At 72.9% G+C, this 25,849-nt stretch carries 29 protein-coding genes; 23 read left to right on the forward strand and 6 right to left on the reverse strand.

All coding sequences use genetic code 11. From position 1 onward, the window contains the following. Positions 1 to 4 precede the first annotated feature (4 nt). The 3 genes from ACQP12_RS32600 to ACQP12_RS32610 all read left to right on the forward strand — a co-directional run bounded on the left by ACQP12_RS32600 (position 5) and on the right by ACQP12_RS32610 (position 2,733). Positions 5 to 1,228: a sensor histidine kinase gene (locus ACQP12_RS32600; RefSeq protein ID WP_357944389.1), complete on the forward strand. Its 1,224-nt coding sequence runs from the start codon at positions 5 to 7 to the stop codon at positions 1,226 to 1,228. Continuing rightward, on the forward strand, positions 1,225 to 1,989 hold the full coding sequence (locus ACQP12_RS32605) for a LytR/AlgR family response regulator transcription factor (RefSeq protein ID WP_154229174.1): 765 nt from the start codon (positions 1,225 to 1,227) through the stop codon (positions 1,987 to 1,989). Before ACQP12_RS32600 ends, ACQP12_RS32605 begins: the two co-directional genes overlap by 4 nt. Positions 1,990 to 2,070: 81 nt before the next feature. After that, positions 2,071 to 2,733, forward strand: coding sequence for a DUF5701 family protein (locus ACQP12_RS32610; protein ID WP_433283903.1), 663 nt, complete (start codon positions 2,071 to 2,073; stop codon positions 2,731 to 2,733). 44 nt (positions 2,734 to 2,777) lie between these two features. Here ACQP12_RS32610 and ACQP12_RS32615 read toward each other — a convergent pair whose 3' ends face one another. Genes ACQP12_RS32615 through ACQP12_RS32625 form a run of 3 tightly spaced genes read right to left on the reverse strand, consistent with a single transcriptional unit; the run spans position 2,778 to position 4,761 of the window. Continuing rightward, entirely contained in the window at positions 2,778 to 4,007 is a 1,230-nt protein-coding gene (locus ACQP12_RS32615) for a WD40/YVTN/BNR-like repeat-containing protein (RefSeq protein ID WP_433283905.1), read from the reverse strand. Next, on the reverse strand, positions 3,994 to 4,518 hold the full coding sequence (locus tag ACQP12_RS32620; RefSeq protein WP_433283907.1) for a sigma-70 family RNA polymerase sigma factor: 525 nt from the start codon (positions 4,516 to 4,518) through the stop codon (positions 3,994 to 3,996). The genes ACQP12_RS32615 and ACQP12_RS32620 overlap by 14 nt, the downstream gene beginning before the upstream one ends. Positions 4,519 to 4,572: 54 nt before the next feature. Beyond that, positions 4,573 to 4,761 (reverse strand): hypothetical protein, encoded by a 189-nt coding sequence (locus ACQP12_RS32625; RefSeq protein ID WP_433283909.1) that lies wholly within the window; start codon positions 4,759 to 4,761, stop codon positions 4,573 to 4,575. Between the two features lie 85 nt (positions 4,762 to 4,846). On the opposite strand from ACQP12_RS32625, the gene ACQP12_RS32630 reads away from it, so the two are divergent. The 5 genes from ACQP12_RS32630 to ACQP12_RS32650 all read left to right on the forward strand — a co-directional run bounded on the left by ACQP12_RS32630 (position 4,847) and on the right by ACQP12_RS32650 (position 9,954). Further along, the gene (locus ACQP12_RS32630; protein WP_433283911.1) at positions 4,847 to 5,293 is read left to right on the forward strand and encodes a hypothetical protein; all 447 of its coding nucleotides are present in this window, start codon (positions 4,847 to 4,849) and stop codon (positions 5,291 to 5,293) included. Continuing rightward, positions 5,293 to 6,933, forward strand: coding sequence for a cation acetate symporter (locus tag ACQP12_RS32635; protein WP_357944370.1), 1,641 nt, complete (start codon positions 5,293 to 5,295; stop codon positions 6,931 to 6,933). Before ACQP12_RS32630 ends, ACQP12_RS32635 begins: the two co-directional genes overlap by 1 nt. Positions 6,934 to 7,019: 86 nt before the next feature. Further along, the gene (locus ACQP12_RS32640; RefSeq protein WP_433283913.1) at positions 7,020 to 7,784 is read left to right on the forward strand and encodes an ABC transporter ATP-binding protein; all 765 of its coding nucleotides are present in this window, start codon (positions 7,020 to 7,022) and stop codon (positions 7,782 to 7,784) included. Continuing rightward, positions 7,769 to 9,466 carry an ABC transporter permease gene (locus tag ACQP12_RS32645; protein ID WP_433283915.1) on the forward strand — a complete coding sequence of 566 codons (1,698 nt, stop codon included), beginning with the start codon at positions 7,769 to 7,771 and terminating at the stop codon, positions 9,464 to 9,466. Before ACQP12_RS32640 ends, ACQP12_RS32645 begins: the two co-directional genes overlap by 16 nt. Continuing rightward, complete coding sequence (locus tag ACQP12_RS32650) at positions 9,466 to 9,954, forward strand: SRPBCC family protein (protein WP_433283917.1); 489 nt, start codon at positions 9,466 to 9,468, stop codon at positions 9,952 to 9,954. The genes ACQP12_RS32645 and ACQP12_RS32650 overlap by 1 nt, the downstream gene beginning before the upstream one ends. Before the next feature lie 59 nt (positions 9,955 to 10,013). Here the strand turns inward: ACQP12_RS32650 and ACQP12_RS32655 are convergent, their stop codons facing one another. Together ACQP12_RS32655 and ACQP12_RS32660 are read right to left on the reverse strand one after the other, a co-directional pair. Further along, on the reverse strand, positions 10,014 to 10,271 hold the full coding sequence (locus ACQP12_RS32655; RefSeq protein ID WP_357944358.1) for a hypothetical protein: 258 nt from the start codon (positions 10,269 to 10,271) through the stop codon (positions 10,014 to 10,016). Positions 10,272 to 10,290: 19 nt separating this feature from the next. Next, positions 10,291 to 10,437 (reverse strand): DUF397 domain-containing protein, encoded by a 147-nt coding sequence (locus ACQP12_RS32660; RefSeq protein WP_433283919.1) that lies wholly within the window; start codon positions 10,435 to 10,437, stop codon positions 10,291 to 10,293. A 255-nt stretch (positions 10,438 to 10,692) separates the two neighbouring features. Here ACQP12_RS32660 and ACQP12_RS32665 point away from each other — a divergent pair, with 255 nt between their 5' ends. The 12 genes from ACQP12_RS32665 to ACQP12_RS32720 all read left to right on the forward strand — a co-directional run bounded on the left by ACQP12_RS32665 (position 10,693) and on the right by ACQP12_RS32720 (position 22,538). Next, positions 10,693 to 11,310: a flavin reductase family protein gene (locus tag ACQP12_RS32665; RefSeq protein ID WP_433289560.1), complete on the forward strand. Its 618-nt coding sequence runs from the start codon at positions 10,693 to 10,695 to the stop codon at positions 11,308 to 11,310. Between the two features lie 159 nt (positions 11,311 to 11,469). Then, positions 11,470 to 11,838 (forward strand): DUF485 domain-containing protein, encoded by a 369-nt coding sequence (locus ACQP12_RS32670; RefSeq protein ID WP_433283921.1) that lies wholly within the window; start codon positions 11,470 to 11,472, stop codon positions 11,836 to 11,838. Next, entirely contained in the window at positions 11,816 to 13,489 is a 1,674-nt protein-coding gene (locus ACQP12_RS32675) for a solute symporter family protein (RefSeq protein ID WP_433283923.1), read from the forward strand. Before ACQP12_RS32670 ends, ACQP12_RS32675 begins: the two co-directional genes overlap by 23 nt. Before the next feature lie 72 nt (positions 13,490 to 13,561). After that, a complete protein-coding gene (locus ACQP12_RS32680) occupies positions 13,562 to 14,542 on the forward strand; it encodes an NAD-dependent epimerase/dehydratase family protein (protein WP_433283925.1) in 981 nt (326 codons plus the stop codon). Between the two features lie 74 nt (positions 14,543 to 14,616). Then, positions 14,617 to 15,861 carry an LCP family protein gene (locus ACQP12_RS32685; RefSeq protein WP_433283927.1) on the forward strand — a complete coding sequence of 415 codons (1,245 nt, stop codon included), beginning with the start codon at positions 14,617 to 14,619 and terminating at the stop codon, positions 15,859 to 15,861. Positions 15,862 to 16,069: 208 nt separating this feature from the next. Next, positions 16,070 to 17,281, forward strand: a complete 1,212-nt coding sequence (locus tag ACQP12_RS32690) for an LCP family protein (RefSeq protein ID WP_357944340.1) — start codon at positions 16,070 to 16,072, stop codon at positions 17,279 to 17,281. Positions 17,282 to 17,489: 208 nt separating this feature from the next. After that, entirely contained in the window at positions 17,490 to 18,407 is a 918-nt protein-coding gene (locus tag ACQP12_RS32695; RefSeq protein WP_433283929.1) for an LCP family protein, read from the forward strand. Between the two features lie 28 nt (positions 18,408 to 18,435). Beyond that, positions 18,436 to 18,771 carry a rhodanese-like domain-containing protein gene (locus tag ACQP12_RS32700; protein ID WP_433283931.1) on the forward strand — a complete coding sequence of 112 codons (336 nt, stop codon included), beginning with the start codon at positions 18,436 to 18,438 and terminating at the stop codon, positions 18,769 to 18,771. A gap of 14 nt (positions 18,772 to 18,785) precedes the next feature. After that, positions 18,786 to 19,577, forward strand: coding sequence for a glycerophosphodiester phosphodiesterase (locus ACQP12_RS32705; protein ID WP_357944331.1), 792 nt, complete (start codon positions 18,786 to 18,788; stop codon positions 19,575 to 19,577). A 76-nt stretch (positions 19,578 to 19,653) separates the two neighbouring features. Beyond that, positions 19,654 to 21,108: an ATP-binding protein gene (locus tag ACQP12_RS32710; RefSeq protein WP_433283933.1), complete on the forward strand. Its 1,455-nt coding sequence runs from the start codon at positions 19,654 to 19,656 to the stop codon at positions 21,106 to 21,108. Between the two features lie 67 nt (positions 21,109 to 21,175). Further along, on the forward strand, positions 21,176 to 21,592 hold the full coding sequence (locus tag ACQP12_RS32715) for an ATP-binding protein (RefSeq protein ID WP_433289562.1): 417 nt from the start codon (positions 21,176 to 21,178) through the stop codon (positions 21,590 to 21,592). 61 nt (positions 21,593 to 21,653) lie between these two features. Then, positions 21,654 to 22,538 carry a DUF5926 family protein gene (locus tag ACQP12_RS32720; protein WP_433283935.1) on the forward strand — a complete coding sequence of 295 codons (885 nt, stop codon included), beginning with the start codon at positions 21,654 to 21,656 and terminating at the stop codon, positions 22,536 to 22,538. Here the strand turns inward: ACQP12_RS32720 and ACQP12_RS32725 are convergent. Next, positions 22,525 to 23,745 carry an arginine deiminase gene (locus ACQP12_RS32725; RefSeq protein WP_433283937.1) on the reverse strand — a complete coding sequence of 407 codons (1,221 nt, stop codon included), beginning with the start codon at positions 23,743 to 23,745 and terminating at the stop codon, positions 22,525 to 22,527. The genes ACQP12_RS32720 and ACQP12_RS32725 overlap by 14 nt on opposite strands. A 163-nt stretch (positions 23,746 to 23,908) precedes the next feature. Between ACQP12_RS32725 and ACQP12_RS32730 the strand changes: the two genes are divergently transcribed. The 3 genes from ACQP12_RS32730 to ACQP12_RS32740 all read left to right on the forward strand — a co-directional run bounded on the left by ACQP12_RS32730 (position 23,909) and on the right by ACQP12_RS32740 (position 25,793). After that, positions 23,909 to 24,646, forward strand: a complete 738-nt coding sequence (locus ACQP12_RS32730) for a hypothetical protein (protein ID WP_357944319.1) — start codon at positions 23,909 to 23,911, stop codon at positions 24,644 to 24,646. A 226-nt stretch (positions 24,647 to 24,872) separates the two neighbouring features. Continuing rightward, positions 24,873 to 25,328: a PAS domain-containing protein gene (locus ACQP12_RS32735; RefSeq protein WP_433283939.1), complete on the forward strand. Its 456-nt coding sequence runs from the start codon at positions 24,873 to 24,875 to the stop codon at positions 25,326 to 25,328. 75 nt (positions 25,329 to 25,403) lie between these two features. Next, a complete protein-coding gene (locus ACQP12_RS32740; protein ID WP_433283941.1) occupies positions 25,404 to 25,793 on the forward strand; it encodes an ACT domain-containing protein in 390 nt (129 codons plus the stop codon). Positions 25,794 to 25,849: the final 56 nt, after the last annotated feature.

Below are 25,849 nucleotides of genomic sequence, written 5' to 3' on the forward strand. Positions count from 1 at the left end.
GGGCGTGGGTGGCAACCTCTCGGCCGTGTTCGGCGTCGTCTCGCTGGTCACCGCGCTGGCCGCGGCGCTGTGGGCGGTGTTGCGGCTGCGCGCCCGCCGGGGCATCGCCACGGCCACCCAGCGGGCCACCTACGAGGTGCTGCACACCGCCGGGCTCGCCGCCGAGCCGCTGCGGGGCGGCCTGAGCGCGGCGGGGGCGGCGAAGGCCGTACGCCATCTGCGGGCCCTGGTGGGCGCGGCCGGGCTGGCCCTGACGGACCGGGAGGCCCTGCTCGCCCTCGACGGGCACGGCGCGCACCACGGCGACCAGTTGCTCGGGGCGGCCCGGCGGGCGGTCGGCACCGGGCGTTCGACGGTGCTGCGCGAGTCGGAGCTGCACTGCGACCTGGTGGACTGCCCGGTCCGGGGCGCGGTGGTGGCCCCGCTGAGCGCCGACGGCCGGGTGGTCGGTGCGCTGGTGGCGTTGGCCGGCGAGCGGCCGGCCCCGGGTCTGGTGCAGGCGACCCTGGAGACCGCGCACTGGGCCGGCGACCAGCTCGCCCTGGCCGAGCTGGACTCGTCCCGGGAGCGCCTGGCCCGGGCCGAGGTACGCGCGCTGCGCGCCCAGATCAGCCCGCACTTCATCTACAACGCGCTGACCGCGATCGGCTCGTTCGTCCGCACCGACCCGGAGCGGGCCCGGGAGCTGATCCTGGAGTTCGCCGAGTTCACGCGCTACTCGTTCCGGGCGCACGGGGAGTTCACCACGCTGGCCGAGGAGCTGCGCTCGATCGACCGCTATCTGACGATCGAGCGGGCCCGCTTCGGTGAGCGGCTCCAGGTGCGCCTCCAGATCGCCCCGGAGGTGCTGCCGGTGACCCTGCCGTTCCTCTGCCTCCAGCCGTTGGTGGAGAACGCGGTCCGGCACGGGTTGTCCCGCAAGCCGGGCACCGGCATGGTGAGCATCGAGGCCCGGGACGCGGGCGCCGAGTGCCACATCACGGTGGAGGACGACGGGGTGGGGATGGATCCGACGACGCTGACCGCCGGCATCGCCGAGCTCGCCGGGGCCGGTAGCGACCCGGCCGACGACCCGGGCCAGCACGTCGGCCTCTCGAACGTCGACGAGCGGCTCCGGTCGGCCTTCGGGGACGGGTTCGGCCTGATCGTCGAGACCGGCCTGGGCTCGGGTACGAAGGTCAGCATGCGCGTGCCGAAGTTCCACCCCGGGGTACGGGCGACGTCATGAACGCCGCGACCGGGTTTCTCCGCGTGCTGGCGGTCGACGACGAGCCGCCGGCCCTGGACGAGCTGGCGTACCACCTGCGGGCCGACCCCCGGGTGGCCCGGCTGCACACGGCCGGCGACGCGACCGAGGCGCTGCGCGTGCTGCGCGACGGCGACGTGGATGTGGTCTTCCTGGACATCCGGATGCCCGGGCTGGACGGCATGGAGCTGGCCCGGGTGCTGCGCCGGTTCGCCCGGCCGCCGGCCATCGTGTTCGTCACCGCGTACGACGACGGCGCGGTGGACGCCTTCGACCTGGGCGCCACGGACTACGTGCGCAAGCCGGTCCGTGCCGAGCGCCTGGCCGAGTCGCTGCGCCGGGTGATCGGGTCGCGGGTGGTCCCCTCGCACCCGGCGGCGCTGGCCCGGGCCGAGGAGGATCCGACCATCCCGATCGAGCTGGCCGGGACCACCCGGATGCTGCCCCGCTCGGCGGTGCGCTGGGTGGAGGCGCAGGGCGACTACGCCCGGCTGCACACCGCGGACGGCTCGCACCTGGTCCGGGTCTCGCTGGCCACCCTCGCCGAGCGCTGGGCCGACGCGGGGTTCGTCCGGGTCCACCGGTCCTACCTCGTGCAGCTCAAGCTGATCGCCGAGCTGCGGCTGGTCAACTCCGGCTACGTGGTGGTGATCGACGGGGCCGAGCTGCCGGTGAGCCGCCGGCACACCCGGGAGCTGAAGGACAAGCTGGTGCGCGCGGCCAAGCAGGACTGGAACCGCTGATCTCAGAATTCTTCCGCCGGTCGGGAATAGGCGTCCGTTGTCGTACGCTGTACGGGACGCCGTACGACAGATGGAGGCCGCATGCCCGACAGCCGCTACGACGCCGCGACCGAATTCGACCGGCAACTCGACCGACTGGTGGAGCTCGGCTACCCGGCCCTGGCCGGGCTGACCGAGCCCGCCTTCCGCGACCTGCTCACCCCGCTCCGCACACGGGCCGTCGCCGGGGCGGCCGACCTGGCCGCGCCCACCGACGGGCGGGTGCCCTTCCTGCTGGTGACCACGCGCGAGCTGGTGCCCGTCCAGGAGCGGATCGCACTGACCACGCTCGCCGGCAAGCGGAAGCCCGGCATCCTCGACCGGAACTTCCCGGCCGACGACCTGCCGACGTTCGACCCGATCAAGGAGCTGGAGGTGCCGCCCGGGCCGGCCTACCTGCTCTTCGACGTGGACCGGGGCGAGGAGTACCGGAACCTGCCGCCGTCCACCGCGCTGACCCAGATGACCGAGCGGGGCCGGCTGCCGATCACCATCGACGAGGGCCTCGCCTTCGTCACCCTGCACCCGCCGGCGCTGGCCAGCAACCGGTGCTTCTCGCTGGTCGGCTCCCGCTGCGGGGACAAGCGGGTGCCGGCGCTCTGGATCAGCCAGGGCGCGCCGAAGCTGGGCTGGTGCTGGTTCGGCAACCCGCACACCTGGCTCGGCTCCGCCACCGCCGATCCGGTGCGCATCGGGCTCGACTGAACCCTCCCGTCGGCGCGGCCTCACCGGGCCGCGCCGACGCGAGTTCAGTGCGGCAGCGCGAAGCGCTTCCAGGTCGTGCCGTCGGTGGTGACGATCACGTGATCCGGCCCGGTGTCGGAGGGGTCGTCGCGGCCGTACAGCCAGGCCAGACCCGGAGCGACGGCGCCCGTGCCCTCCTGCGCCCGATAGTCGCGGGACACGGTGAAGTGGCGCCCGCCGTCGCGGCTGACCAGGAGCTTCGCAGACAGATCCGGCGTGTCGGCGAAGGCGAACGGAACCAGCACGGCACCGTCGGCACCGATCGTGAGGAACGGTATCTGCTGGGTCGCCGGGAGGTCGGTGCCGGTGTCCGCCCAGGTCCGCGCCCCGTCGGTGGTCCGCAGCAGCCGGGCAGGGCCGGTCGGCACGGTGGAGCCGGGCGGTGGCGTCGCTTGGATCAACAGGTAACCCTCCCGGGCGTCCACCCCGAGCACCGCCACGACATCGGCGCCGGCTTGCGGGCGCCAACTCACCCAGCTCGCACCGCGGTCGGCGCTGCGGGCGACGATCGGCTGGGCAGCCTCGCCCGGCCAGTACGTCACCCAGATCGAGCCGTCGACGGCCGGGTAGATGCTGAACGGCGGGTACGAAGACGGCGACTTCCCGGTCAGCCGGTAGACCGTCGAGGTGGCATCGTCCACGGCCAGTGGCTCCCGGACCGCGGCGCAGCCCTGCTGGCAGAAGACCGGTCGCGCCCGCTTGGGGAAGTCGGCGACCGGCACGGTGGCCTCGTCCGCATCCTGCCAGGTGCGACCGTGGTCGGTGCTGAGCAGATCGCGTTCGCCATCACGCACCAGGTAGATGCCGTTGCTGAGCACGGCGTACTCCAGATCTGCGTTCCGGTTGCCCGCGCTGTTGGTCGGGCAGCTCTCGGCCTCGTAACGGGCCGCGTCCCAGTCCGACCAGCTGCGCCCCTCGTCCACACTGTGCGAGAAGAGCAGCGCGCACTCCATCCGGATGACCGCCACGCCGGAGTCCCGGCTCGTCAGGACGACCTCGCCGGCCCGCGCAGGACCGGCAGGCGGTTGGTCCGGGCCGGCCCAGCCGGACCCGTTCGACCCTCCGAACAGCGGCGTCACCACCAGACCCGCCATGACGACCGCAGCGACCGCGAACCCGGTGGTCCGCTGTCGCCGACGGGACCGCGCCGCCGTCCGCAGGTCGGCGAGTGGCGGCTGGCGCACGGCCTCGGCCACGGTATCGACGTGGAAGCCGGTGAACTCACGATCGGACATCGATCCTCCCGATGCTGGTCTCGGTGGTATCGGAGTCGGCGAGCAGCGCCGCCAGGGCCTGCCGGCCGCGGGAGAGGCGGGACTTGACCGTGCCCGGGGAGACGCCGAGGGTCGCCGCCACCTCGCCCACCGGCAGGTCGACCAGGTAGTGCAGGGCCAGGGCCTGCCGCTGACCCTCGGGCAGCTCGCGCAGCGCGCTGAGCAGGGCCAGGTGCTCGGGCGACCGGTCGGCCACCACGGGCGCTGGCCCGAGCCGCCGGAGCAGGGTGTCGAACAGCCGCCGGCGCCGGTGCCGGCTCCGGGCCACGTTCACCGCCACCCGGCGCAGCCACGCCTCGGGGTTGTCCAGGCCGGCGATTCGCCGGGGCGCGGCCAGGGCACGGGTGAACGCCTCCTGGACCGCCTCCTGCGCCTCGCTCAGATCACCGGTCACCGCGTACAGCTGGACGACCAGCCGGCGGAAACAGCCGGCGTACAACTCGGAGATCAGCTCGCCGTCGGACACCGCCACCTCCCCTCTCCACCTGTTCCACTCACCAGGCGGCCGGAAGGTTCCGGGGAACGATCAGAAAATGTCGCCGACGGGCAGCACGAGCGGGAACGGCTGATCGGTCCGGAGAACGTCGGCGACGGTGAGCACGTCGGCCGGGGCCAACGCGGGGCCGCCCCGGTCGAGGCTCCTCTCTACCGGCTCACCCTGACATCCCGCTCCGTCGTCCACAACGAGGCGGCCGTCATCCACCGGGTTGTCCACAGGAGTGAAGCGTTGTCCACACGTTGTCCACAGGCCCGTCCCCGGCACCCTTGACATTCCCGCTGATCAGGCGAGACTGCCGGGGATGACCGGAGCGGAGGAGCAGGACGTTCCGGGGCGGCCCGACCGGGTAGCTCCGGTCCCCGCCCCGCGCGCCCCGCAGCCACCCCGGCGGACCCGCGTCGTGCTGGCCGAGGTCGCCCGGCCGCGCAGCCGGGCCGAGCGCACCCGCTCCGAGCTGACCCAGCAGACCCGGGTCGGCGAGACGCTGGTGCAGGGCCTCATGCGGGCCCAGCTCTCGCTGGCCCTGCGGCTGAGCCTGCTGGTGCTGATCGGGCTGGGCGGGCTGCCCTGGCTCTTCGCCATCGCGCCCTCGGTCGGCCGGGTCACCCTGCTCGGCGTCAACCTGCCCTGGCTGCTGCTCGGGGTGGCCGCCTTCCCGTTCCTCATCGGGGTCGGCTGGGCGTACGTGCGGCTCGCGGAACGCAACGAGCAGGACTTCACCGACCTGGTCCAGCGGCCGGAGCGCTGATGGGCAACGGCTATGTGGTCCCCGCGATCGTGGCGGTCACCCTGGTCACCGTCGGGATCGGCTTCTACGGGCTGCGGCTGGCCCGGACCACCTCCGACTTCCTGGTCGCCTCCCGGGCGGTCAGCCCCACCTGGAACGCCGCCGCGATCGGCGGGGAATACCTGTCGGCCGCGAGCTTCCTCGGCGTGGCCGGGCTGATCCTCAAGTACGGCGTCGACGTGCTCTGGTACCCGGTCGGCTTCGCCGCCGGCTACCTGGCGCTGCTGCTCTTCGTGGCCGCCCCGCTGCGCCGCTCCGGGGCGTTCACGCTGCCCGACTTCTGCGAGGTGCGGCTCGGCTCGCGGCGCCTGCGGAAGCTCGCCACCGTCTTCGTGATCTTCATCGGCTGGCTCTACCTGGTGCCGCAACTCCAGGGCGCCGGGCTGACCCTCGCCACGGTGGCCGGCTCGCCCTATCCGGTGGGCGCGCTGCTGGTGGCCGTGGTGGTGACCGCGAACGTGGCGCTGGGCGGGATGCGGGCGATCACCTTCGTGCAGGCCTTCCAATACTGGTTGAAGCTCACCGCTCTCGCCGTACCCGCGATCTTCCTGGCGTTGCAGTGGCAGGCCGACGCCCGCCCGGCGGTGACCCCGCCCGACGGGCCGGCGTTCCGGACCGCGACCACCGTCGTGGTCGAGCACCGCGCGACGCTCACCATGCCCGACGGCGACACCCGGGAGGTACGCCCCGGCGACCGCCTCGATTTTGCCGCCGGTGATCCGGTGCCCGAGGTCTCCGGCGCGGCCACCGCCGCCACCGACTGGCTGCTGCCCGACACGGCCGGCGACGACGACCGGGGGCTGTTCGGGACGTACTCGCTGATCCTGGCCACCTTCCTCGGCACCATGGGGTTGCCGCACGTGCTGGTGCGCTTCTACACCAACCCCGACGGCGCCGCCGCCCGGCGCACCACGCTGGTGGTGCTGGCCCTGGTCGGCGTCTTCTACCTGCTGCCGACGATCTACGGCGTGCTGGGCCGGATCTACACGCCGCAGTTGCTGGTCACCGGCCAGACCGACGCCGTGGTGGTGCTGCTGCCCGGTGCGGCGCTGGGCGACGGCACCACCGGCCGGCTGCTCGCCGCACTGGTCGCCGCGGGGGCGTTCGCGGCCTTCCTATCCACCTCGTCCGGCCTGCTCACCAGCGTGGCCGGGGTGATCTCCACCGACGTCCTGGGCCGCGGCTCGGTGCGCGGCTTCCGGCTCGCCACGGTGATCGCCGGAGGGGTGCCGGCGGTCCTCGCGCTGAACGTCTCCGGGCTGGACGTCTCCCAGGTGGTCGGGCTGGCCTTCGCGGTGGCCGCGTCGAGCTTCTGCCCGCTGCTGGTGCTGGGCATCTGGTGGCGCGGCCTGACCGACCTCGGCGCGGCGGCCGGGGTGCTGGCCGGCGGCGGCGCCGCGATCGGCGCGGTGCTGCTCACCGTGCTCGGCCCGCCGCTGTCCGGCTGGCCGGCCACGCTCACCACCCAGCCGGCCGCGTGGACGGTGCCGCTGGCGTTCACCGTGATGGTGGCCGTGTCGATGGCCACCCGGCGGCGGCTCCCCCGGGACGTCGGCGTCACCATGCTCCGCCTGCACACCCCGGAGACGCTGCGTCTCTAGCGGGACGGCGGTACGGCTGAAGGAGGACCCGAAGATCCTCCTCTGGCCGGATCGGCTACTGGTCGGGGCGGGCTACGGTCGTGGGCATGACCGATCAGCACCCGGCGCTGTCCCTCCGTGGCCTGGCCAAGCGGTTCGACACCAAGGTCGCGGTCGCCGGCGTCGACCTCGACGTGCCGGCCGGCTCGTTCTACGGACTGCTGGGCCCGAACGGGGCCGGCAAGACCACCACCCTCTCCATGGCCGTCGGCCTGCTGCGGCCCGACGCCGGCCAGGCCCGGGTGCTCGGGTACGACGTGTGGGCCGATCCGGTACGCGCCAAGGGGCTGCTCGGTGTGATGCCCGACGGGGTACGCCTCTTCGACCGGCTCAGCGGGGCCGAGCTGCTGGCGTACCACGGGTTGCTGCGCGGCATGGACCCGGCGGTGGTCGACCAGCGGGCGGCGGAACTGCTCGACGTGCTGGCGCTCACCGACGCCGGCCGCACCCTGGTGGTCGACTACTCGGCCGGCATGAAGAAGAAGATCGGCCTGGCCTGCGCGCTGCTGCACGGCCCCCGGCTGCTGGTGCTGGACGAGCCGTTCGAGGCGGTCGACCCGGTCTCGGCGGCCCTGATCCGGGACATCCTGCACCGCTACGTGGTGGGCGGCGGCACGGTCGTCTTCTCCAGCCACGTCATGGAGGTCGTCGAGCGGCTCTGCTCGCACGTGGCGATCCTGGCCGACGGCCGGATCAAGCGGGTCGGCACGCTCACCGAGGTCCGCGGCGAACGGTCGCTGGAGGAGGTCTTCGTCGAGGTCGTCGGCGGGCGGACGGCGACGGGCGAGGAGCTGTCGTGGCTGTCCCGGTGACCGCCGCCGAGCGGCCGGCCCGGGCCGTCTCCCCCCGGCACTTCGTCCGGCTGAAGCTGCGGGTGCTGCGCAACAACTTCCGCGGTCAGGCCTGGCGGATCGCCATGTTCGTGGGGGGTGTGCTGTTCGGGCTCTGGTTCGCCGTCGGGGGCTTCTTCCTGCTCGCCGCGCCCGGCCTGGCCGGCGAGTCCCGGTACGCGCTGATGACCGCCGCCTTCGGCGGCGGCCTGCTGACCCTCGGCTGGCTGCTGCTGCCGCTGGTCTTCTTCGGTGTGGACGAGACCCTGGACCCGGCCCGGTTCGCGCTGCTTCCGCTCTCCCGCCGCACCCTGGTCACCGGTCTCTTCGCGGCCGCCCTGGTCAGCGTCCCGGTGGTGGCGACGCTGCTCATGGTCGGCGGGCTGGTGGTCACCGCCGGCGTCCTGGGCGGCTGGTTCGCCGCGCTGGTCGGGGTCCTCGGGGTGCTTCTCGGCCTGCTGCTCTGCGTGGCCGCCGCCCGCGCGGTGACCAGCGCCTTCGCGACCATGCTCCGCTCCCGCCGGGTACGCGACCTGGCCGCCGTGCTGCTCGCGGTGCTCGCCGCCCTGCTCGGCCCGTTGCAGCTGCTGGTGCTCGGCGCGGTCGAGCAGGCCGACTGGGACCGGCTGACCGGGGTGGCCCGGGTGGTCGGCTGGACCCCGTTCGGGGCGCCCTGGACGGCCGGCGTCGAGGTGGCCGAGGGGAACGCCGCGGCGGCCGGGCTGAAGCTGCTCATCACCGTGGCGACGATCGGCCTGCTTCTCCTGTGGTGGTCCCGGTCGCTGGAGTCGGCAATGGTGGGCGCGGCGAGCGGCGGGCCGGCCCGGGACCGGCGCGGCACGGTGGCCGGCGCGCCCGTCGGGCAGCTCTTCCCCCGGGCCGTGGGCTGGGCCCGGCGGGACCGGTTCGGCGCGCTGGTCGCCCGGGAGTGCCGCTACTGGTGGCGCGACGCCCGGCGGCGGGCCAACCTGATCACCGTGGCGGTGGTCGGCATCTTCGTGCCGTTGATGGTCAACCTGGGCGGGTCCCGGCTGGCCACCGAAGGCGGGGCGGCGTTCGGCGAGGCCACGGCCAACTCGTCCCCGGTGCTGGTGAGCCTCTCGATGCTGTTCGTCGGTGTGCTCGCATCAGTGACCCTGGCCAACCAGTTCGGTTTCGACGGCAGCGCGTACGCGGCCAACGTGGTGGCGGGCGTGCCGGGGCGGGTGGAGCTGCGGGCCCGGATGGTCGCGTTCTCGCTCTACGTGGTGCCGATTCTCGCCGCGGTCGCCGCGGTGCTGGCCGTCGTCCTCGGCCGGCCCGGCTGGTTCGGTTTGATGGCGGGCGGGCTGCTCGCCGCGTACGGCTGCGGGCTGGCGATCAACGCAGCCGTCTCGGTGCTCGGCGGCTACTCGCTGCCGGAGACCAGCAACCCGTTCGCCATGAACACCGGCGCCGGGATGGCGCGGAGCCTGTACGCACTGGTGTCCATGGTGGCCTCGGCCACGGCCGCCGTGCCGCTGGTGGTGGCCGCCGCGCTGCTCGGCGACGTCTGGCTCTGGCTGGCGCTGCCGATCGGCCTGGCGTACGGGCTGGGCGCCGCGCTGCTCGGCGCGTACCTGGCCGGGGACGCGCTGGACCGGCGCCAGCCGGAACTGCTGGCCGCGGTCACCCCGAGGCGCTGATGCCGGTCGTGGAGGCGGTGACCACCGTTCCGGTGCCCCCGGAGCTGGCCTTCGCGGTGTCGCAGACCGTGGCGCCGGTCCGCTACCGCTGGGACCCCTTCGTCCGGGAGCAGCACTTCGTCGACGGGGCGACCCGGCCCGGCAAGGGCGTGCGCACCTTCACCCGGTCCCGGCACGGCCTCGTCATGGTCAGCGAGTACGTCTCCTGGGCGCCGCCCACCAACGTGGGCATGAAGATGGTGCGCGGGCCGTGGTTCTTCGAGCGGTTCGGCGGCGGCTGGCGGTTCGCGCCCGGCCCCGACCCGGGCACCACGGTGGCCACCTGGCGCTACAACTTCCGGTGCCGGCCCGCGTTCCTGCGCCCGGTCGCCGACCGGATCGGGGTCTGGCTGCTCGGCCGGGACATCCGCCGCCGGATCGCCGGGTACGCCGCCGGCTGCGCCGACCCGGAGGTGCTGGCCGCCGCCCGCCGCTCCCTCGACGCGTAGGCGAGGGATCTTGGACAGTTTCCGTTCGACCGGAACGGTAACTGTCCAAGATTCGCGAGTCAGGCCGTGCGGCGCATCGCCGCGTAGAGGTGGTGGCCGTCGCCCACGCTGGTCACGTTGACCAGCTCCCAGCCGTAGTTCGACAGGTGCTCGACCGCCTCCATGAGCGGCCGGAACCCGCTGCGCCCCCAGGAGTGCTTGGCGGTGACCACGAGGTGCCGGTGGGGGTAGGCGCGCAGGTCGACCTGACCGCCGAGAATGGCGTCGGCGGTGACGACCCGGTCCTGGGCGAGCTGCTGCGGTGGGACGAGAGACATGCCCGGCAGCGTAGGGCGCTCAGCCGAGATCGGCCCGGCGGAGGCTCGTGATCAGGGAACGCCAGGCGTCCGGGGTGAAGGCGAGCGTCGGCCCGGCCGGATCCTTGCTGTCCCGCACCAGCACCACCCCGAGCAGGTTGGTCCTGCGGCAGGTCGCCCCGGCCATCCCCCGGCCGGGGCGACCCCTTCCCGGGGAGGCGTGATGGGAGACGACCGCCGAGATCTTGGACGGAAACGGCCCGCTGAGGGGCCGAATTCGTCCAAGATCTGGACGAGGCCGGGCCGGGCGCACGTGGCGATGCGGCCCGCGTGGCGGTGCCGGGTGTGCGGGGCGCACTGGCCGTGCCAGCCGGCGCGGCTCGCGCTGCTGACGGAGTACCGGCACGATCGGACCGCGCTGCTGCTCTATCTGGGTCACCTCATGGCGGAGGCCGGCGAGCAGCTTCCGCGAGCCCGGGACCTGCACCAGCGCTTCCTCGGCTGGGCGCGGGCCCGGGGCGGCACAATGTTTCACGTGAATCATGAGCCGGGCGCCGAGATCCATCACACCGACCCGTTCGCCGTACCGGCCGGGCAGCGCTCGCCGGTCCGCCGGCTGCGCGGCCGGCTGGCCGCGCCGGTGACGCTCTGGACGGCGCCCGGCCCGGCCGGGCTGACCGTCTCGTCCACCCTGGTGGCCGAGGGGGAGCCGGACCGGCTGCTCGGGCTGGTCGACCCGGAGTCGGAGCTGTGGGCGGCGGTCGAGGAGGCGGGCCGGTTCGCCGTCGCTCCGCTCGGCCCCGGGCACCGGCAGCTCGCCGACCGGTTCGCCGGGCTCTTCCCGTCCCCGGGCGGCCTCTTCGCCCTCGACTCCTGGACCGACACCCCCTACGGGCCGGTGCCCGCGGACGCCGGCGGGTGGGCCGGGTGCCGGCTCGACACCGCCCGGGAGTACGGCTGGGGCCTGCTGGTCGAGGCCACCATCGAGGCGGTCGACCTGGCCGAGGAGACCGCGCCGCTGCTCCACTACCGCGGTCGCTACCGGGGGCTGACCGACTGACCACCGACCGCTGACCGGAGTGACCTGGGTCACTCGGCGCAGCCGGACTGCCGTTCGGCGCAGGCGTCGACCATGGCCGATCGCGGCCTTCCCCGGCGGGGAGCGCGCTCTCTACCGTGCGCGAAAACTCCCCACGCCTGCGAAGGTGGTGATCCACAGATGTCCACGGACACACCCGCGTCCGCACCCGCCGAGTCGGCGGCGGAACGGTACCTCGCCGTCCAGCGGTCGGACGAGTTCGCCGGGTTGCGGCGCGCGCTGCGCGGCTTCGTCTTCCCGATGACCGTCGCGTTCTTCCTGTGGTACGCGCTCTACGTCATCCTCTCCGCGTACGCGCGGGGTTTCATGGGCACGAAGCTGGTCGGCAACATCAACGTCGCCCTGGTCTTCGGCCTGCTCCAGTTCGTCTCCACGTTCGTCATCGCCTGGCTCTACTCGCGGTTCGCCGACCGGAAGATCGACCCGGTCGCCGACCGGATCCGCGCCGAGATGGGGGAGGTGAGCCATGAACGCGGTCCTCGCGGCTGAGGCGGGCAGCACCACCGCCCGCAACCTGACGATCACGCTCTTCCTGGTCTTCGTGGCGATCACGCTGGCCATCACGGTCTGGGCCAGCCGGCAGACCAAGACCGCCACCGACTTCTACGCCGGCGGCCGGTCCTTCTCCGGCTTCCAGAACGGCATGGCCATCGGCGGCGACTACATGTCCGCCGCGTCCTTCCTGGGCATCGCCGGCCTCATCGCCCTGTACGGCTACGACGGTTTCCTCTACTCCATCGGCTTCCTGGTCGCCTGGCTGGTGGCGCTGCTGCTCGTGGCCGAACTGCTGCGCAACTCCGGCCGGTACACGATGGCCGACGTGCTGGCCTTCCGGATGCGCCAGCGCCCGGTCCGGACCGCGGCCGCGGTCTCCACCATCACGGTGTCGATCTTCTACCTGCTGGCCCAGATGGTCGGCGCGGGGGCGCTGGTCGCCCTGCTGCTCGGCATCAAGCCGGGCACCACCTTCCTCGGCATGGACGCCGACACCGCCAAGGTGGCCACCATCATCATGGTCGGCGCCCTGATGATCATCTACGTCACGGTCGGCGGGATGAAGGGCACCACGTACGTCCAGATCGTCAAGGCGTTCCTGCTGATGACCGGCGCGATCGTCATGACCCTGCTGGTGCTGGCGCACTACAAGTTCAACCTGTCCTCGCTGCTGGGTGACGCCGCCAAGCAGTCGGGCAAGGGCGCGGCCTTCCTCGAACCCGGGTTGCGCTACGGCGTGGAGACACCCGGCGACGCGCTGAAGACCTTCTACAGCAAGATGGACCTGCTCTCGCTGGGTATCGCGCTGGTGCTCGGCACCGCCGGCCTGCCGCACATCCTGATCCGCTTCTACACCGTGCCGACCGCGAAGGCGGCCCGGAAGAGCGTGCTCTGGGCCATCGGCATCATCGGCACCTTCTACCTGCTCACCCTCGCCCTCGGCTTCGGCGCGGCGGCGCTGGTCGGCGGTCAGGCGATCACGGCGCAGGACAAGGCCGGAAACACGGCCGCGCCGCAGCTCGCCGAGGCGCTCGGCATCGACTTCTTCGGCGGGGACCTGGGCGGGGCGACACTGCTGGCGATCATCGCGGCGGTCGCCTTCGCGACGATCCTGGCGGTGGTCGCCGGGCTCACCCTGGCCTCCTCGTCCAGCCTGGCGCACGACTTCTACGCCAACGTGGTGAAGGACGGCCAGGCGTCCGAGCGGCAGGAGGTGAACGTCGCCCGGATCTCCGCCCTGGTGATCGGCGCGGTCTCCATCGTGCTGTCGATCTTCGCGCAGAGCCTGAACGTGGCGTTCCTGGTGGCGCTGGCCTTCGCGGTCGCCGCCTCGGGCAACCTGCCGGCGATCCTCTACAGCCTGTTCTGGAGGCGGTTCAACACCTCGGGCGCGGTCTGGGCGATCTACGGCGGCCTGCTCGCCGCCGTGGTGCTGGTCTTCTTCTCCCCGGTGGTCTCCGGGGCGCCGACGGCCATGTTCCCCGACCACGACTGGCACTGGTTCCCGCTGTCGAACCCGGGCATCATCTCGATCCCGATCGGCTTCCTCTGCGGCTGGATCGGCACGCTGCTGTCGAAGGAGCAGGACGAGGAGAAGTACGCCGAACTGGAGGTGCGCTCGGTCACCGGCGCCGGCGCGCACTGATCACACCCCCCACCCCCGGCGGGCCGGAGCCGACGACGGCTCCGGCCCACCGGCTTGAGTAGGCTGGCCGGCATGAAGGTCGCTCCCCGCTTCGGCTCCGGACATCGCATTCTCGTCACCGGCGGCGCCGGCTTCGTCCCGTCCCACCTGGTCGACCGGCTCGTCGACCGCGGGTGCACGGTCGTGGTGCTGGACAACTTCGTCACCGGCTCCAAGGACAACATCGCCCACCTCCTCGAGAAGCCGACCTTCACGCTGATCGAGGCGGACATCTCCGAGGGCCTGCCGACCGACCACCCGGCGATGGCCGAGCGGTTCGACGGGATCCTGCACATGGCCTCCCCGGCCAGCCCCACCGACTTCGAGAAGCTGCCGGTGGAGATCCTGCGGGTCGGCTCGGTGGCCACCCTGCACCTGCTGGAGCGGGCCACCGCCGACGGCGCCCGGTTCCTGATGGCCTCCACCTCCGAGGCGTACGGGGACCCGAAGGAGCACCCGCAGCGCGAGACGTACTGGGGCAACGTCAACCCGATCGGCATCCGGAGCGTCTACGACGAGGCCAAGCGCTTCTCGGAGGCGGCCACCATGGCCTACCACCGCAGCCGGGGCACCGACACCGCGATCGTCCGGATCTTCAACACGTACGGCCCGCGGATGCGGCCGGACGACGGCCGGGCCATCCCGACCTTCATCTCCCAGGCGCTGCGCGGCGAGCCGATCACCGTGCACGGCACCGGCAACCAGACCCGGTCGATCTGCTACGTCGACGATCTGGTGCGGGGCATCCTGCTGCTGCTCGACTCGACCCAGACCGGCCCGATCAACTGCGGCACCGAGCACGAGATGTCGATGCGGCAACTGGCCGAGACGATCGTGTCACTGACCGGAAGCAGCTCCGAGGTGAGCTACATCACCCGCGCCGCCGACGATCCGGAGAAGCGGCGCCCCGATCTGACGCTCGCCCGTGAGCTGCTGGGATACGAGCCCACCGTGACGCCCGAAGACGGCCTCCGACGCACGATCGCGTACTTCCGCGGCCGGCTAGGGTACTGACTCCCGCTGGGAGGAGGCTGACACCCGGCTGCGCCTCAGGGCGCGGGTGGCTCCGCCGACCTACCCTCGGTTACATGTCAGCGACCTCGTCTGCCGGCGTCCCGCTTCCCGCACGTCTGAGTCGGAGCGCGGGCCGCGCCCAGGTTCCCGGCTCCGGCCAGGGCACCACCGGGCGTGCCCGCGCGACCGACGCCCGCTGGTACCCCTCGCACGACGACGAGCCGCGCTCCGGCGGCCCCGGGGGTCCGGGCGGACCGGCCGGGCCGGGCGGGCCCGGCGGCGGCGCCGGCGGTCCCGGCCGGCGCGGCCCGCGGCCGAGGTGGGGGCGCATCGGCCTGGTGGCCGGCGTCGCGGTGCTGGTGCTTGCGCTGCTCGGCGGCGCGGGCGCCTGGCTCTACGCCCGCAACCTCAACGGCGATCTGGCCCGGACGGACCCCTTCTCGCAGATCACCGGGGGCCGGCCGGCCAAGCAGGTCGACGGCGCGTTGAACATCCTGCTGGTCGGCAGCGACTCGCGGGACCCGGACGCCGAGGTGGACGCCGCCGGCAAGTGGCGGGCGGACACGCTGATCGTCATGCACATCCCGGCCGACCACAAGCAGGCCTACCTGGTCTCGATCCCGCGTGACCTCTACGTGCCGATCCCGGAGAGCGCCGGCGCGTCCTGCGACTCGGGCTCGCGCAACAAGATCAATGCTGCCTTCGCGTTCGGCGGCCTGCCGCTCGCGGTGAAGACCGTGGAGTGCTTCAGCGACGTCCGCATCGACCACGTCATGGCGATCGACTTCGGCGGCTTCAAGGAGGTCACCGACGCTCTCGGTGGGGTGGACCTCAAGGTGGAGCGGACCATCAACTCGATCCACAAGCCGTACCGGACGTTCACCAAGGGCGTGAACCACATGAACGGCGCCGAGGCCCTGGACTGGGTCCGGCAGCGCAAGCAGTTCCCCGACGGCGACTTCGCCCGGATGCGCCACCAGCAGGAGTTCCTCAAGGCGCTGATGGACAAGGCGGCCAGCACGGGGACATTGACCAACCCCAAGAAGCTCAACGATTTCCTCAAGGCGGTCACCGCCGCCGTCACGGTCGACCAGGGATTCTCGTTGACCGACATGGCGCTGCAGTTCCGCAACCTGCGCGGGGAGAACCTGACCTTCCTCACCAGCCCGAACCTGGGGGGCCAGACCGTCGACGGCCAGTCGGTGGTGGTCTCCGACCGGGAGAAGGCGCTGGCGATGTACAAGGCCATCGCGGCGGACACGATGGCCGACTGGGTGAAGGCCAACCAGAAGACCGACACCGACGGGAGCGGCGGCTGACGCCGCCCCCGCGAGGCAACACATCCGGTCGGCGGTCAAGGCTCTTTCCACGGTGAGCCAACCGCCGACCGGATCTTTTCAATTGGCCGTTCGGTCACAACCCTGAGCCATTGGCCGAGATTGACGGGAATAGCCCTCGCACGAGGTCGCGAGAACGGGAACAGATACGTACAGTGGTCCCGCCCCCGATCACCGAGCTGGAGCACGCATGCCGGTCCAGACCAGCCGTCGCCCTCAGTCACTGGAGCCCGGTTCGCCCGGGCGGGTTCCCCCGATCATCCCCACGCAGCCCGGCCACGGCGGCCGCGGGCCCGGCGGCGGGAAGAAGCGCACCAAGCGCAAGGACCCGTTCTGGGCCAAGCTCACCGTGATCTTCGGTGCCGTGCTGATGATGACCAGCGGTGTCGCGATCGTCGGCAGCAAGGCGGTGATCGGTCAGGCGACCAGCAGCATCGACCAGGGCAACCTGCTCGGTGAGGCGGGCAAGACCGACGCCGAGGGCGGCAACAGCCTCGAAGGCCCGATCGACATGCTGCTGCTCGGCGTGGACGCCCGCCAGCGCTGGGCCGCCGACGACGTCCGCTCGGACACGATCATCATCCTGCACATCCCGGCCACCCACGACCAGGCCTATCTGATCTCCATCCCCCGGGACACCGAGGCACAGATCCCGGCCTTCGAGAAGAGCGGCTACCGGGGCGGCACCGACAAGATCAACGCAGCCTTCCAGATCGGCGCCCGCAACGGCGGCGGCTGGGAGGGCGGCGCCCAGCTGATGGCCAAGACCATCAAGTCGATGACCGGCATCAGCTTCGACGGCGCCGCGATCATCAACTTCGGCGGCTTCAAGAACGTGATCGACGCCCTCGGCAGCGTGCGCATCTGCGTGAGCCACGAGGTCAAGTCGCACCACATGATGATGGTCGACGGCAAGCCGATGTGGAACGCGGACGCGAAGAAGACCGGCAAGGCGATGACTCCGGTGGTGCACAAGAAGGGCTGCAAGGAGATGGAGGGCTGGGAGGCCCTCGACTACGCCCGCCAGCGCTACGGCCTGCCGAACAGCGACTACGACCGGCAGCAGAACCAGCAGCAGCTGATCAAGGCGATGGCCAAGAAGGCCACCGACAAGGGCATGCTGACCAACCCGATCAAGCTGAACGCGCTGATCAAGGCGGCCGGCAAGGCCTTCATCCTGGACACCGGCGGCGTGCCGATGGCGACCTTCATCTACACGCTCAAGGGCGTCAGCGGGAACGACCTGGTCACCCTCCGGACCAACGGCGGCACCTACAGCAGCGCCGGCAACGGCCGGGAGAAGTTCAACGAAACGACCATGGAGATGTTCCAGGCGGTCAAGAAGGACAAGCTCGCGGACTTCGTGGTGTCGAACCCGTCCGTCCTGTCCACCCGCAAATGACCTGGTGACCGGCCGGTAGCCGCGGCGAAAGCGGCACCGCCCGGGGCTTCCCCCCGTAGCCTGACGTGAGCGGGTCTCATGTCGCGGCTACGGGGGGTATGTCACGTCCAGGCCAGCACGGAACGCACGCGGGCGGGGTCGATCCGCCCGCTGGTCCCGGTTCCTGCTCGGCGCCGGTCTCGCGCTGCTCCTGCTCGCCACCCTCGGCGTGGCCGGGCTGCACTGGCTCACCAACCGGTACGACCGCACGGTCACCAAGGAACAGTTGCTCGACGCGTCGGCCCGGAAGTCGCGTACCAACCTCTCCGGCCCGCTCAACTACCTGCTGATCGGCTCCGATCACCGGCCCGGCGCGAACCCCGAGGACCAGCGCTCGGACAGCATCCTGATCGTGCACGTGCCGGCCGGGCTCCGGCAGGCGTACCTGATCTCCGTCCCGCGGGACCTGCTGGTCGCCATCCCGGCGGCGTCCGGCTACGGCGGCGGCCAGGACAAGGTCAACGCGGCGTACGAGCACGGCGGCGGTGGCGAGGCCGGGGCCCGGCTGCTCAGCGCCACCCTGGCCCGGCTCACCGGGGTCCGCTTCGACGGCGCCGCGCTGATCGACTTCTCCGGCTTCAAACAGGTCATCGACCTGCTCGGCGGTATCCGGATGTGCGTCGACACCCCGGTCCGGTCGATCCACACGAAGACCCAGTTCGACACCGGCTGCCAGCAGATGGACGGCGCCCGGACGCTGGACTACGTGCGGCAGCGCTACGACCTGCCCGGCGGCGACTTCGACCGGCAGCGACACCAGCAGCAGATGCTCCGGGCGGTGCTCGACCGGGCCGGCCAGACCCACCTGCGCAGCGACCCGGTGAAGCTGGACCGGGTGCTCCGGGCGGCCGGCGGGGCGCTGACCCTGGACAGCAACGGCGTACCCCTGGAGGACCTGCTCCTCGCGCTCCGCGGGCTGCCCGCGGACGCCCTGCACGGCGTCCAGGTGCCCTCCTACCCGCAGACCATCGACCAGGTCTCCTACGTGGTGCTGGACAGCGGCGGCGGCGGGCTCTTCGACGCGCTGCGCGGCACCCGCATGCCGGAGTGGGCCGCCGCCAATCCCCGCTGGGTCAACCGCCTCTGACCGGACGGGCCGTCTAGGCTTGGTAGCCGTGTTCGGACCACAGGTTCCCAGCGTGCCCGCGTCGGCCGTGCCCGACGACGTCTACCTGCTCGACGTCCGGGAGGACGACGAGTGGACCGCCGGCCATGCGCCGGCCGCCCACCACCTGCCGATGACCGAGCTGCCCGCCCGGATGGCCGAGGTGCCCGACGACCGCGAGGTGGCCGTGATCTGCCGCTCCGGCGGGCGGTCCGCGCAGGTGGTCGCCTACCTGATGCGCAACGGCTGGGACCAGGTGCGCAACGTCGAGGGCGGGATGGGCGACTGGGCCGCCGCCGGCCGCCCGGTGGTCACCGACGACGGGCAGCCGGGCCGGGTCGCCTGAGGCGCGACGCGGCCATGACCGTCCCCCTGGTCTTCGCACACCGCGGCGCGTCGTACGACCTGCCGGAACACACCCTCGCCGCCTACCTGCGCGCCCTCGACGAGGGCGCGGACGGGCTGGAGTGCGACGTCCGGCTCACCCGGGACGGGCACCTGGTCTGCGTCCACGACCGCCGGCTGGACCGGACCAGCAACGGTCGCGGGCTGGTCAGCGCGCGGACGCTCGCCGAGCTGGAGGCGCTCGACTTCGGCTCGTGGCACCCCGGCGGTGTGGCGGCCGACGGGGACGAACGGCTCGACGAGTCGCACACCCGGCTACTCACGCTGGAGCGGCTGCTCGACGCGGTGCTGGCCGCCGGGCGGCCGGTCCGGCTGCTGATCGAGACGAAGCACCCGTCCCGCTACGGGCGGGACGTCGAGCGCCGCCTGGTCACCGTCCTGCGCCGGTACGGCCTGGCCGAGCCCGGTCCGGACGACCCGGTCCGGGTCACCGTGATGTCCTTCTCGCCGCTCGCCGTACGCCGGATCCGCGACCTCGCCCCGGCGCTGCCCACGGTGCTGCTGCTGGAGGTGCTGCCGCGCTGGCTGCGGCTGGGCCGGCTGCCGTTCGGCACCCGGATCGCCGGGCCGGGGATCGGCCTGGTCCGGGCCCGTCCGCAGCTCGTCCCCGCGCTGCGCGCCGCCGGCAACCAGGTCTACGTCTGGACGGTGAACGAGCCGGCGGACCTGGAGCTGGTGCTGGCCGCCGGGGTCGACGGGGTGATCACCGACCGCCCGGCCCGGACGTTGGCCCGGTTGGGCCGGTGAGGGCAGCCGGTCCGACCGGGGTGCGGTCGCCCGGCCGGGGGTGTCCCCGCACCGGGCGGCGGGGCACACTCGGGACATGCCGGAGCGAACCGACTTCACCGCCCTCATCGCCGGCCACACCAGCGTGATCAAGATGATCAACTCGGGTGAGGCCGGCCTGGCCGTGCTCACCCGGCTGCTCCGCGAGGTGGAGCCCGCCGTCGGCGCGGCCGGCCTGGTGTTCGTGGAGTTCGCTCCCACCGGCGGCCGGGTGATCGCGGCGACCGGCAGCGCCGAGTTCGTCACCGGCCGCCCGCTGCCGGCCACCGACCCGGCCACCGTCTGCCTGCTCTCCGGCCCGCCGGTACGCGAGGTCCGGGTCGACGCGATCCCCGGCGCGCTGGCCGACGAGGTCGCCGCGCGCGGGCTGCGCCGGATGATCCTGGCGCGCGCCGAGATCGGCGGCCTGACCGTGGGCAGCCTGCACGCCCTCTACCCGGAGGGCGAGCCGCTGGACGCCTCCCAGCGGGCCGTGGTCGGCTACGTGGCCGCCTGCATCGCCCACATGTACGGCGACCAGACCGGGCTGCCGGTGCACGGCGACGGCCCGGTGGTGGCAGCGCTCGCCGACGGCCTGGCGGTGGTGGACCGCGAGCACCACGTGCGGCTCTGGAACCCGGCCGCCGCCCAGGTGACCGGGCGGCCCGCCGGTGAGGCGCTCAGTCAGCCGCTGCCGTTCCCGCTCCCCCCGTCCGGGCAGGTCCTCGACCACCGGCTGCCGGACGGCCGCTGGCTGCGGATCACCTCCGGCGAGCTGCCCGGGCCGGGCACCCTGCGGGTGGTCACCTTCCGCGACATCACCGACCAGCAGCGGCGCGACAACGACCGGGACCTCTTCGTCGCGGTGACCAGCCACGAGCTGCGCACCCCGGTCACCGTGATCAAGGGGTACGCGGACACCCTCACCGACCACTGGGAGTCGCTCAGCGACGACGACCGGCGGCAGGCCGCCCGGATCATCGGCCAGCGCGCGAACGAGCTGGCCCGGCTGGTCGACCGGCTGCTCACCGCCGCCACCGAGAACCGCCCCGGCGGCGAGCCGGCCGCCCCGTTCGACCTGGCCGACGCCCTGCGGGCGGCGGTGCCCGACCTGCCGGCGGACGTCCGGCACCGGGTGGTCCTCGACCTGCCGGTCGACCTGCCCAAGGCGCTCGGCGACCGGCACAGCCTGGCCACCGTGCTCACCGAGCTGAGCACCAACGCCGGCAAGTACTCGCTGCCGGACACCCCCATCGAGGTCTGCGCCGAGGCGAACGAACGCACGGTTTCCTTCCGGGTCGCCGACCGGGGCATCGGCATCCGGCCGGAGCACGTGGAACGGGCGTTCGACCGGTTCTGGCAGGGGGAGTCCGGTGACCGGCGCCGCTACCCGGGAGCCGGGCTGGGGCTCTATCTCGTCCGGCAGATCGTTGAACAGCAGAATGGATGGGTATCCCTACGACCGAGGGCCGGTGGGGGTACCGTCGCAGAGGTGCGGCTGCCACGGGGGTAAACCCGGCCCGCACCGGGGTGGGGAAGGAACGACGGTGGGGACGGGCTCGGCCGAACGATCATGGTGCGTGGTGGTGCCCCACCACGCCACCGGCGCGCGCCTGGCCCGGCACCGGCTCGCCGACGAACTGGCCGACGTCGTACCCCCGCCCCTGCTGGCCGACCTGGTGGCCGTCCTCGCCGAGCTGGTCGGCAACGCCGTCCGGCACGCCGACCCGCTGCCCGGGGGAGTGGTCCGGGTGGCCTGGCGGCTGCGAGCGGCGGCCGGTGGACTGACCGTCCAGCTCCGGGTGACCGACGGCGGCTCCGCCTCCGGCCCGCTCATGCGTGTCGCCACCCCGGACGCCGTCGACGGGCGCGGCCTGCACATCGTCTCCGGGCTGGCCAGCCGCTGGGGCGTCGAGCGGGACGGCCTGGGCCAGAGCGTCTGGGCCGAGTTCGACCCGACCGGTTGCACGCGTCCGGACCTGGTCGTGGCCGGTTGAGCCGACCGGGGAGGCGGGTCCTGCCCACGGCCGTCCGGTCCGGCATCTAGGCTGTGTCGCCGTGAGCAAGCGTCGAAAGAGCCAGCGGGCCGCCGAAGCCACCCCGAAGCGGGAGAAGGTGCGCGACGTCTTCGTGCCCCGACCGTTCGAGGGCCTGGTCGACGAGCCGGAGTGGATCGCCCTGCGCGAACTGGTCCCGGCCGCCTCCGCGCCGCTGCGGCTGACCCCCGAGCTGGTCGAGGAGCACGGCGACCGGCCGGTGACCCTGGCCACCGTGCTGCCGATGGCCGCCCCGGCGATGACCAAGCCGGACGGGCGGGTCTTCATCGGCCTCCAGCGGCACCAGCAGTCCGGTGACGTCTCGCGGGACCTGGCCGACGCGCTGCTCTGCGCGCTGCGGACCGAGCCGGGCAGCCAGGTGAGCGTGCCGCCACTGCCCGGGCCGGGCCCCCGCCTCCAGGACATCCTGGTGGACGGGCCGCTGGAGATCACCATGCACGACGGCTTCGAGTTCTGGCTCGACCCGGGCGCCGCCGACGACCCGGGCGTGCAGGCGTCCCTGGAGCGGGCCAACGCGGCGATCTACCCGACGGTCAAGCTGGCCGCGGCGCGGGCCGCGTACTGGTGTCAGGTGCCCGAGAAGGCGCACGTGCGCTGGGTGCTGCCGGACGACGAGGACGCCGCGCTGGACGCCCTGTCCCGGCTGAGCGTGGCCGGCACGCTGACCCTGGGCGACGACACCCGCTTCGCCGGCATGTTCCGGGCGCACGGCCGCCTGGTGCCGGTCTGGGACCTGCCCGAGGACGTCCCGGCCGCCGACTGGGAGGAGCCGGTGACCGGCTTCGCCAAGCGGTACGCCGAGGCGCTGGAGGAGCGGGAGCCGCTGGACGCGGCCGGGCGCCGGGCCCGCCAGGGCCTGCTCGGCCGCCAGCTCACCCTGCGCTGAGGCCCAGCGGCTCGCGGACCAGCGGGCAGGACATGCAGCGGGGCCCGCCCCGGCCGGAGCCCAGCTCGGACCCGGCGATGGCGATCACCTCGATGCCGGCCCGTTCGAGCTGGGCGTTGGTCTCCACGTTCCGCTCGTAGCCCACGCAGAGCCGGGGGGCGAGCGCGAGCGTGTTGTTGCCGTCGTCCCACTGCTCCCGTTCGGCGGTGACCGGGTCCAGCCCGGTGTCGATCACCCGGAGCTGGTCGAGGTCCATGGCGTCGGCGGCGGCCCGCAGGAACGGCGCCGGGCCGTCGACCCGCGGGTCCTCGCCGTCCGCGCCGGCGATGACCGTGTACGCGGACAGCTCGCTGGCGATGTTCGGATACATGAGCACGGCGTCGACGTCGACCATCGTGCAGACCGTGTCGAGGTGCATGGTGGCCCGCTCCTGGGCGATCGGCACCACCAGGATGGTGTGCGCGAGCCCGGCGGCGAAGACCTGCCGGCCCAGCCGCTCCGCCCCGGCCGGCGTGGTCCGCTCGCCCACCCCGACGGCGAGCACCCCCGGCGCGAGCAGCAGCACGTCACCGCCCTCCAGGTGCTCCAGCTCGGGGTGGTAGACGAACTCGGTGCCGACGAACCGCGGGTGGTGGCGGTAGATCGCGTCGGTCAGCGTGGTCTCCGGCCGGCGGGCCGGCATGGCCAGGCTGGTCACCCCGACCCGGTCCCCGATCCAGACCGACGAGTCACGGGTGAAGAGCAGGTTGGGCAGCGGGTCGATGACGAAGTCGTGCCGGTCCATCAGTGTCCAGACCAGACCGCCGGGGCGGTCCGGGCCGATCCGCAGCTCCTCGTGGGCCAGCCCGGCGACGAACACGTCGGCCAGCGCGGCCGGGTCGAGGTACGTCAGGTGGTCGGCGACGCGACGGCGCAGGGTGTCGCCCAGCCGGGGCGAGCGGAGCACCAGCTCGGTCAGCTCGGCCCGCGCGTCCGGCACGGCGAGGGTCTCGGCGAGCAGGGTGGCCAGGTAGAGCACCTCGACCCCGCGGGACCGCAGGGCGGCCGCGAAGGCGTCATGCTCCTCCTGCGCCCGGCCCACCCATGGGATAGCGTCGAAGAGCAAGGAGTCGTTGTTGCGTGGGGTGAGGCGGGCGAGTTCCGGCCCCGGGCGGTGCAGCAGCACCGTGCCGAGCCGACCGACCTCGCTGTCCACGTAGTGGGTCACCTTCGCAGCCTAGGACAGGCTTCCGCACCATCCGAGAAAAGAAGTGTGAATGAATATGGCATTCATCCGCACTCATTCCGGCGCTCCAACTTGCCGAGCACCGGGGGGCGCAACGTAGGGTAGTGGAGACATAACTTCGAGAGACCTTTTGCCGGAGGTCGCGATGACTGTCTTTCCCGCTCGCCGAGCCGTACCGAGCCGGGCACTGCCGCCCGTCTCGGTGCCGCACCCCCGGGTCGAGTCCACCTCGGTGCTCGAGCCGGCCCGACCGACTCCGCTGGAGTGGGCCCGCCGTCGGCGGGCCGAGCGGGGGGCCCGCCGGTTGGAGGCGGCCGGGGCCCGGGCCCTCGGTCAACTCGACCACCTCGGCCCCGCCTGGCACGTCATCGAGTGGCCCCGCACCGACGCCGCGGACGTCCTGCTCGACCGCACCCGTGACGAGCGGGCCGGGTTCCTGGCCATCGGGCCGAGCGGGCTCTTCGCGGTCACCATCGCCGACCACGGCCGGGCCCGGGTGCTCGTCGCCGGCGACGTCGTGCAGATCAACGGCAAGCGTCCGCCCTATGTGGCCGAGGCGCGCCGCGACGCCAAGCGGGCCAGCAAGGCCCTCTCCGACGCCGTCGGCCTGCCGATCCCGGTGAGCCCCGTGCTGACCTTCGTCGGCTCCGGGGTCATCAGCGTCTACGGCCTGCCCAAGGACTGCCTCATGGCCACCCACCGGGAGCTGGACCGCCTGCTCGTGGCCGGTGGCAACCGGATCAGTCCGGCCACCGCCGAGAAGCTCTCCCGGGTCGCCCAGTCCCCGTCGACGTGGCTCAACGGCACGTACCGTCCAGCGGCCGACTACCGGTGGTACGACGAGGGCCGAACGGCCGCTGACAAGCGGGCCGCCCGCCGGTAACGTCTCCGGCGACGCCACGCGGTCCGCGGGTCCGCCCCGGTGGTTCCGTCGGCCCGCGCCGTCGCCGGCCGCCCGGCACCGGGCACCGTCGCACCGACACCTGTCCCCCGGTCCCGCCGAGCCCCGGACCCCGTGCGGCTCCGGCCACCGGAGACGCAGCGCGGTCGGGCGGTCGTCGTGACGACCGGCTAGCGTGGACAGACCGTCGGTGTACATAGGAGGCGCGGTGGCCCACGTCGAACTCTCGCTCTCGGAAGTGTTCGTGCCTCCGGCGGGGACGCCCACCGAGCAGGAGTCCGACAACGTCGGGCGGTGGTCCGGCATGGTCTCCCAGGCCGCCGAGCCCTGCCTGCTGATCGACGCCGACACCACCGTGGTGGCGATCTCCTCGTCCGGCTGCGACCTGCTCTGCCTCGGCGCCCCGGAGGACGTGATCGGCCGGCCGCTGCTGGAGGGCGGCCTGCGCCTGGTCGACTTCACGGCCAGCCCCAGCGAGCTGACCGAGCAGGAGACCGACAAGATCCCGCCGCTGCTGGCGGTGCACTCCGGCCGGCTGGCCCGGGGGCTGCTCCGGGTCCAGGGGCCCGGCTCCGACGCGGGCACGACGGTCGACGCCATCTCCACGCCGGTGCTCACCGACGGCCAGGTGGCCGGCTCGCTCTCCTTCTTCTCGGCGGTCTGACCTGCGGGAATGTGTGGCGATCGCCGCACCGGGCGGTGCTGGGGCACAGCCACGCGGAGGCCGTAGGGTGCCCTCATGCTCGATGTCGCTCTGTTGCCGGGCGCGTACGCGGTGTGCCGCCTGCCGGCCGGCACCATGCTGCCCCCGCACACCTGGGGCGCGCTGGGCGACCGCGACGTGGTGACGGTGAGCTGGACCGCCGACGGCGTCTCGGTGATCTGCCCCGCCGAGCGGGCGCCCGCCGGGGCGGACGTGGAGACCGAATGGCGCTGCCTGCGGCTGGTCGGCCCGCTGGACGCGGCGGTCACCGGCACCCTCGCCGCACTGATCGACCCGCTCGCCCGGGCCCGGGTCAACGTGGTGGCCTTCTGCACGTACGACACCGACCACCTGCTGGTGCCCGCCGTGCGACTGGTCGAGGCGACGAACGCCCTGGAACGGGCCGGGCACCGGGTCCAGACCTGACTTCACCCGCCCGGGTGATCCTCCTACGATGGGCTCGGCCGACCGGCCATGACGAC

Origin of the sequence: Micromonospora sp. CA-244673 (assembly GCF_050948395.1) — a bacterium.
Taxonomy (GTDB): Bacteria; Actinomycetota; Actinomycetes; order Mycobacteriales; family Micromonosporaceae; genus Micromonospora.

Bases quoted from the DNA above. Each gene is read 5' to 3' on its own strand.
- ACQP12_RS32605 (WP_154229174.1), top strand. From the start codon at position 1,225: ATGAACGCCGCGACCGGGTTTCTCCGCGTGCTGGCGGTCGACGACGAG.
- ACQP12_RS32610 (WP_433283903.1), top strand. From the start codon at position 2,071: ATGCCCGACAGCCGCTACGACGCCGCGACCGAATTCGACCGGCAACTC.
- ACQP12_RS32615 (WP_433283905.1), bottom strand. From the start codon at position 4,007: ATGTCCGATCGTGAGTTCACCGGCTTCCACGTCGATACCGTGGCCGAG.
- ACQP12_RS32630 (WP_433283911.1), top strand. From the start codon at position 4,847: ATGACCGGAGCGGAGGAGCAGGACGTTCCGGGGCGGCCCGACCGGGTA.
- ACQP12_RS32635 (WP_357944370.1), top strand. From the start codon at position 5,293: ATGGGCAACGGCTATGTGGTCCCCGCGATCGTGGCGGTCACCCTGGTC.
- ACQP12_RS32640 (WP_433283913.1), top strand. From the start codon at position 7,020: ATGACCGATCAGCACCCGGCGCTGTCCCTCCGTGGCCTGGCCAAGCGG.
- ACQP12_RS32650 (WP_433283917.1), top strand. From the start codon at position 9,466: ATGCCGGTCGTGGAGGCGGTGACCACCGTTCCGGTGCCCCCGGAGCTG.
- ACQP12_RS32655 (WP_357944358.1), bottom strand. From the start codon at position 10,271: ATGTCTCTCGTCCCACCGCAGCAGCTCGCCCAGGACCGGGTCGTCACC.
- ACQP12_RS32660 (WP_433283919.1), bottom strand. From the start codon at position 10,437: ATGGCCGGGGCGACCTGCCGCAGGACCAACCTGCTCGGGGTGGTGCTG.
- ACQP12_RS32665 (WP_433289560.1), top strand. From the start codon at position 10,693: ATGGCGGAGGCCGGCGAGCAGCTTCCGCGAGCCCGGGACCTGCACCAG.
- ACQP12_RS32670 (WP_433283921.1), top strand. From the start codon at position 11,470: ATGTCCACGGACACACCCGCGTCCGCACCCGCCGAGTCGGCGGCGGAA.
- ACQP12_RS32675 (WP_433283923.1), top strand. From the start codon at position 11,816: ATGAACGCGGTCCTCGCGGCTGAGGCGGGCAGCACCACCGCCCGCAAC.
- ACQP12_RS32680 (WP_433283925.1), top strand. From the start codon at position 13,562: ATGAAGGTCGCTCCCCGCTTCGGCTCCGGACATCGCATTCTCGTCACC.
- ACQP12_RS32685 (WP_433283927.1), top strand. From the start codon at position 14,617: ATGTCAGCGACCTCGTCTGCCGGCGTCCCGCTTCCCGCACGTCTGAGT.
- ACQP12_RS32690 (WP_357944340.1), top strand. From the start codon at position 16,070: ATGCCGGTCCAGACCAGCCGTCGCCCTCAGTCACTGGAGCCCGGTTCG.
- ACQP12_RS32705 (WP_357944331.1), top strand. From the start codon at position 18,786: ATGACCGTCCCCCTGGTCTTCGCACACCGCGGCGCGTCGTACGACCTG.
- ACQP12_RS32710 (WP_433283933.1), top strand. From the start codon at position 19,654: ATGCCGGAGCGAACCGACTTCACCGCCCTCATCGCCGGCCACACCAGC.
- ACQP12_RS32730 (WP_357944319.1), top strand. From the start codon at position 23,909: ATGACTGTCTTTCCCGCTCGCCGAGCCGTACCGAGCCGGGCACTGCCG.
- ACQP12_RS32740 (WP_433283941.1), top strand. From the start codon at position 25,404: ATGCTCGATGTCGCTCTGTTGCCGGGCGCGTACGCGGTGTGCCGCCTG.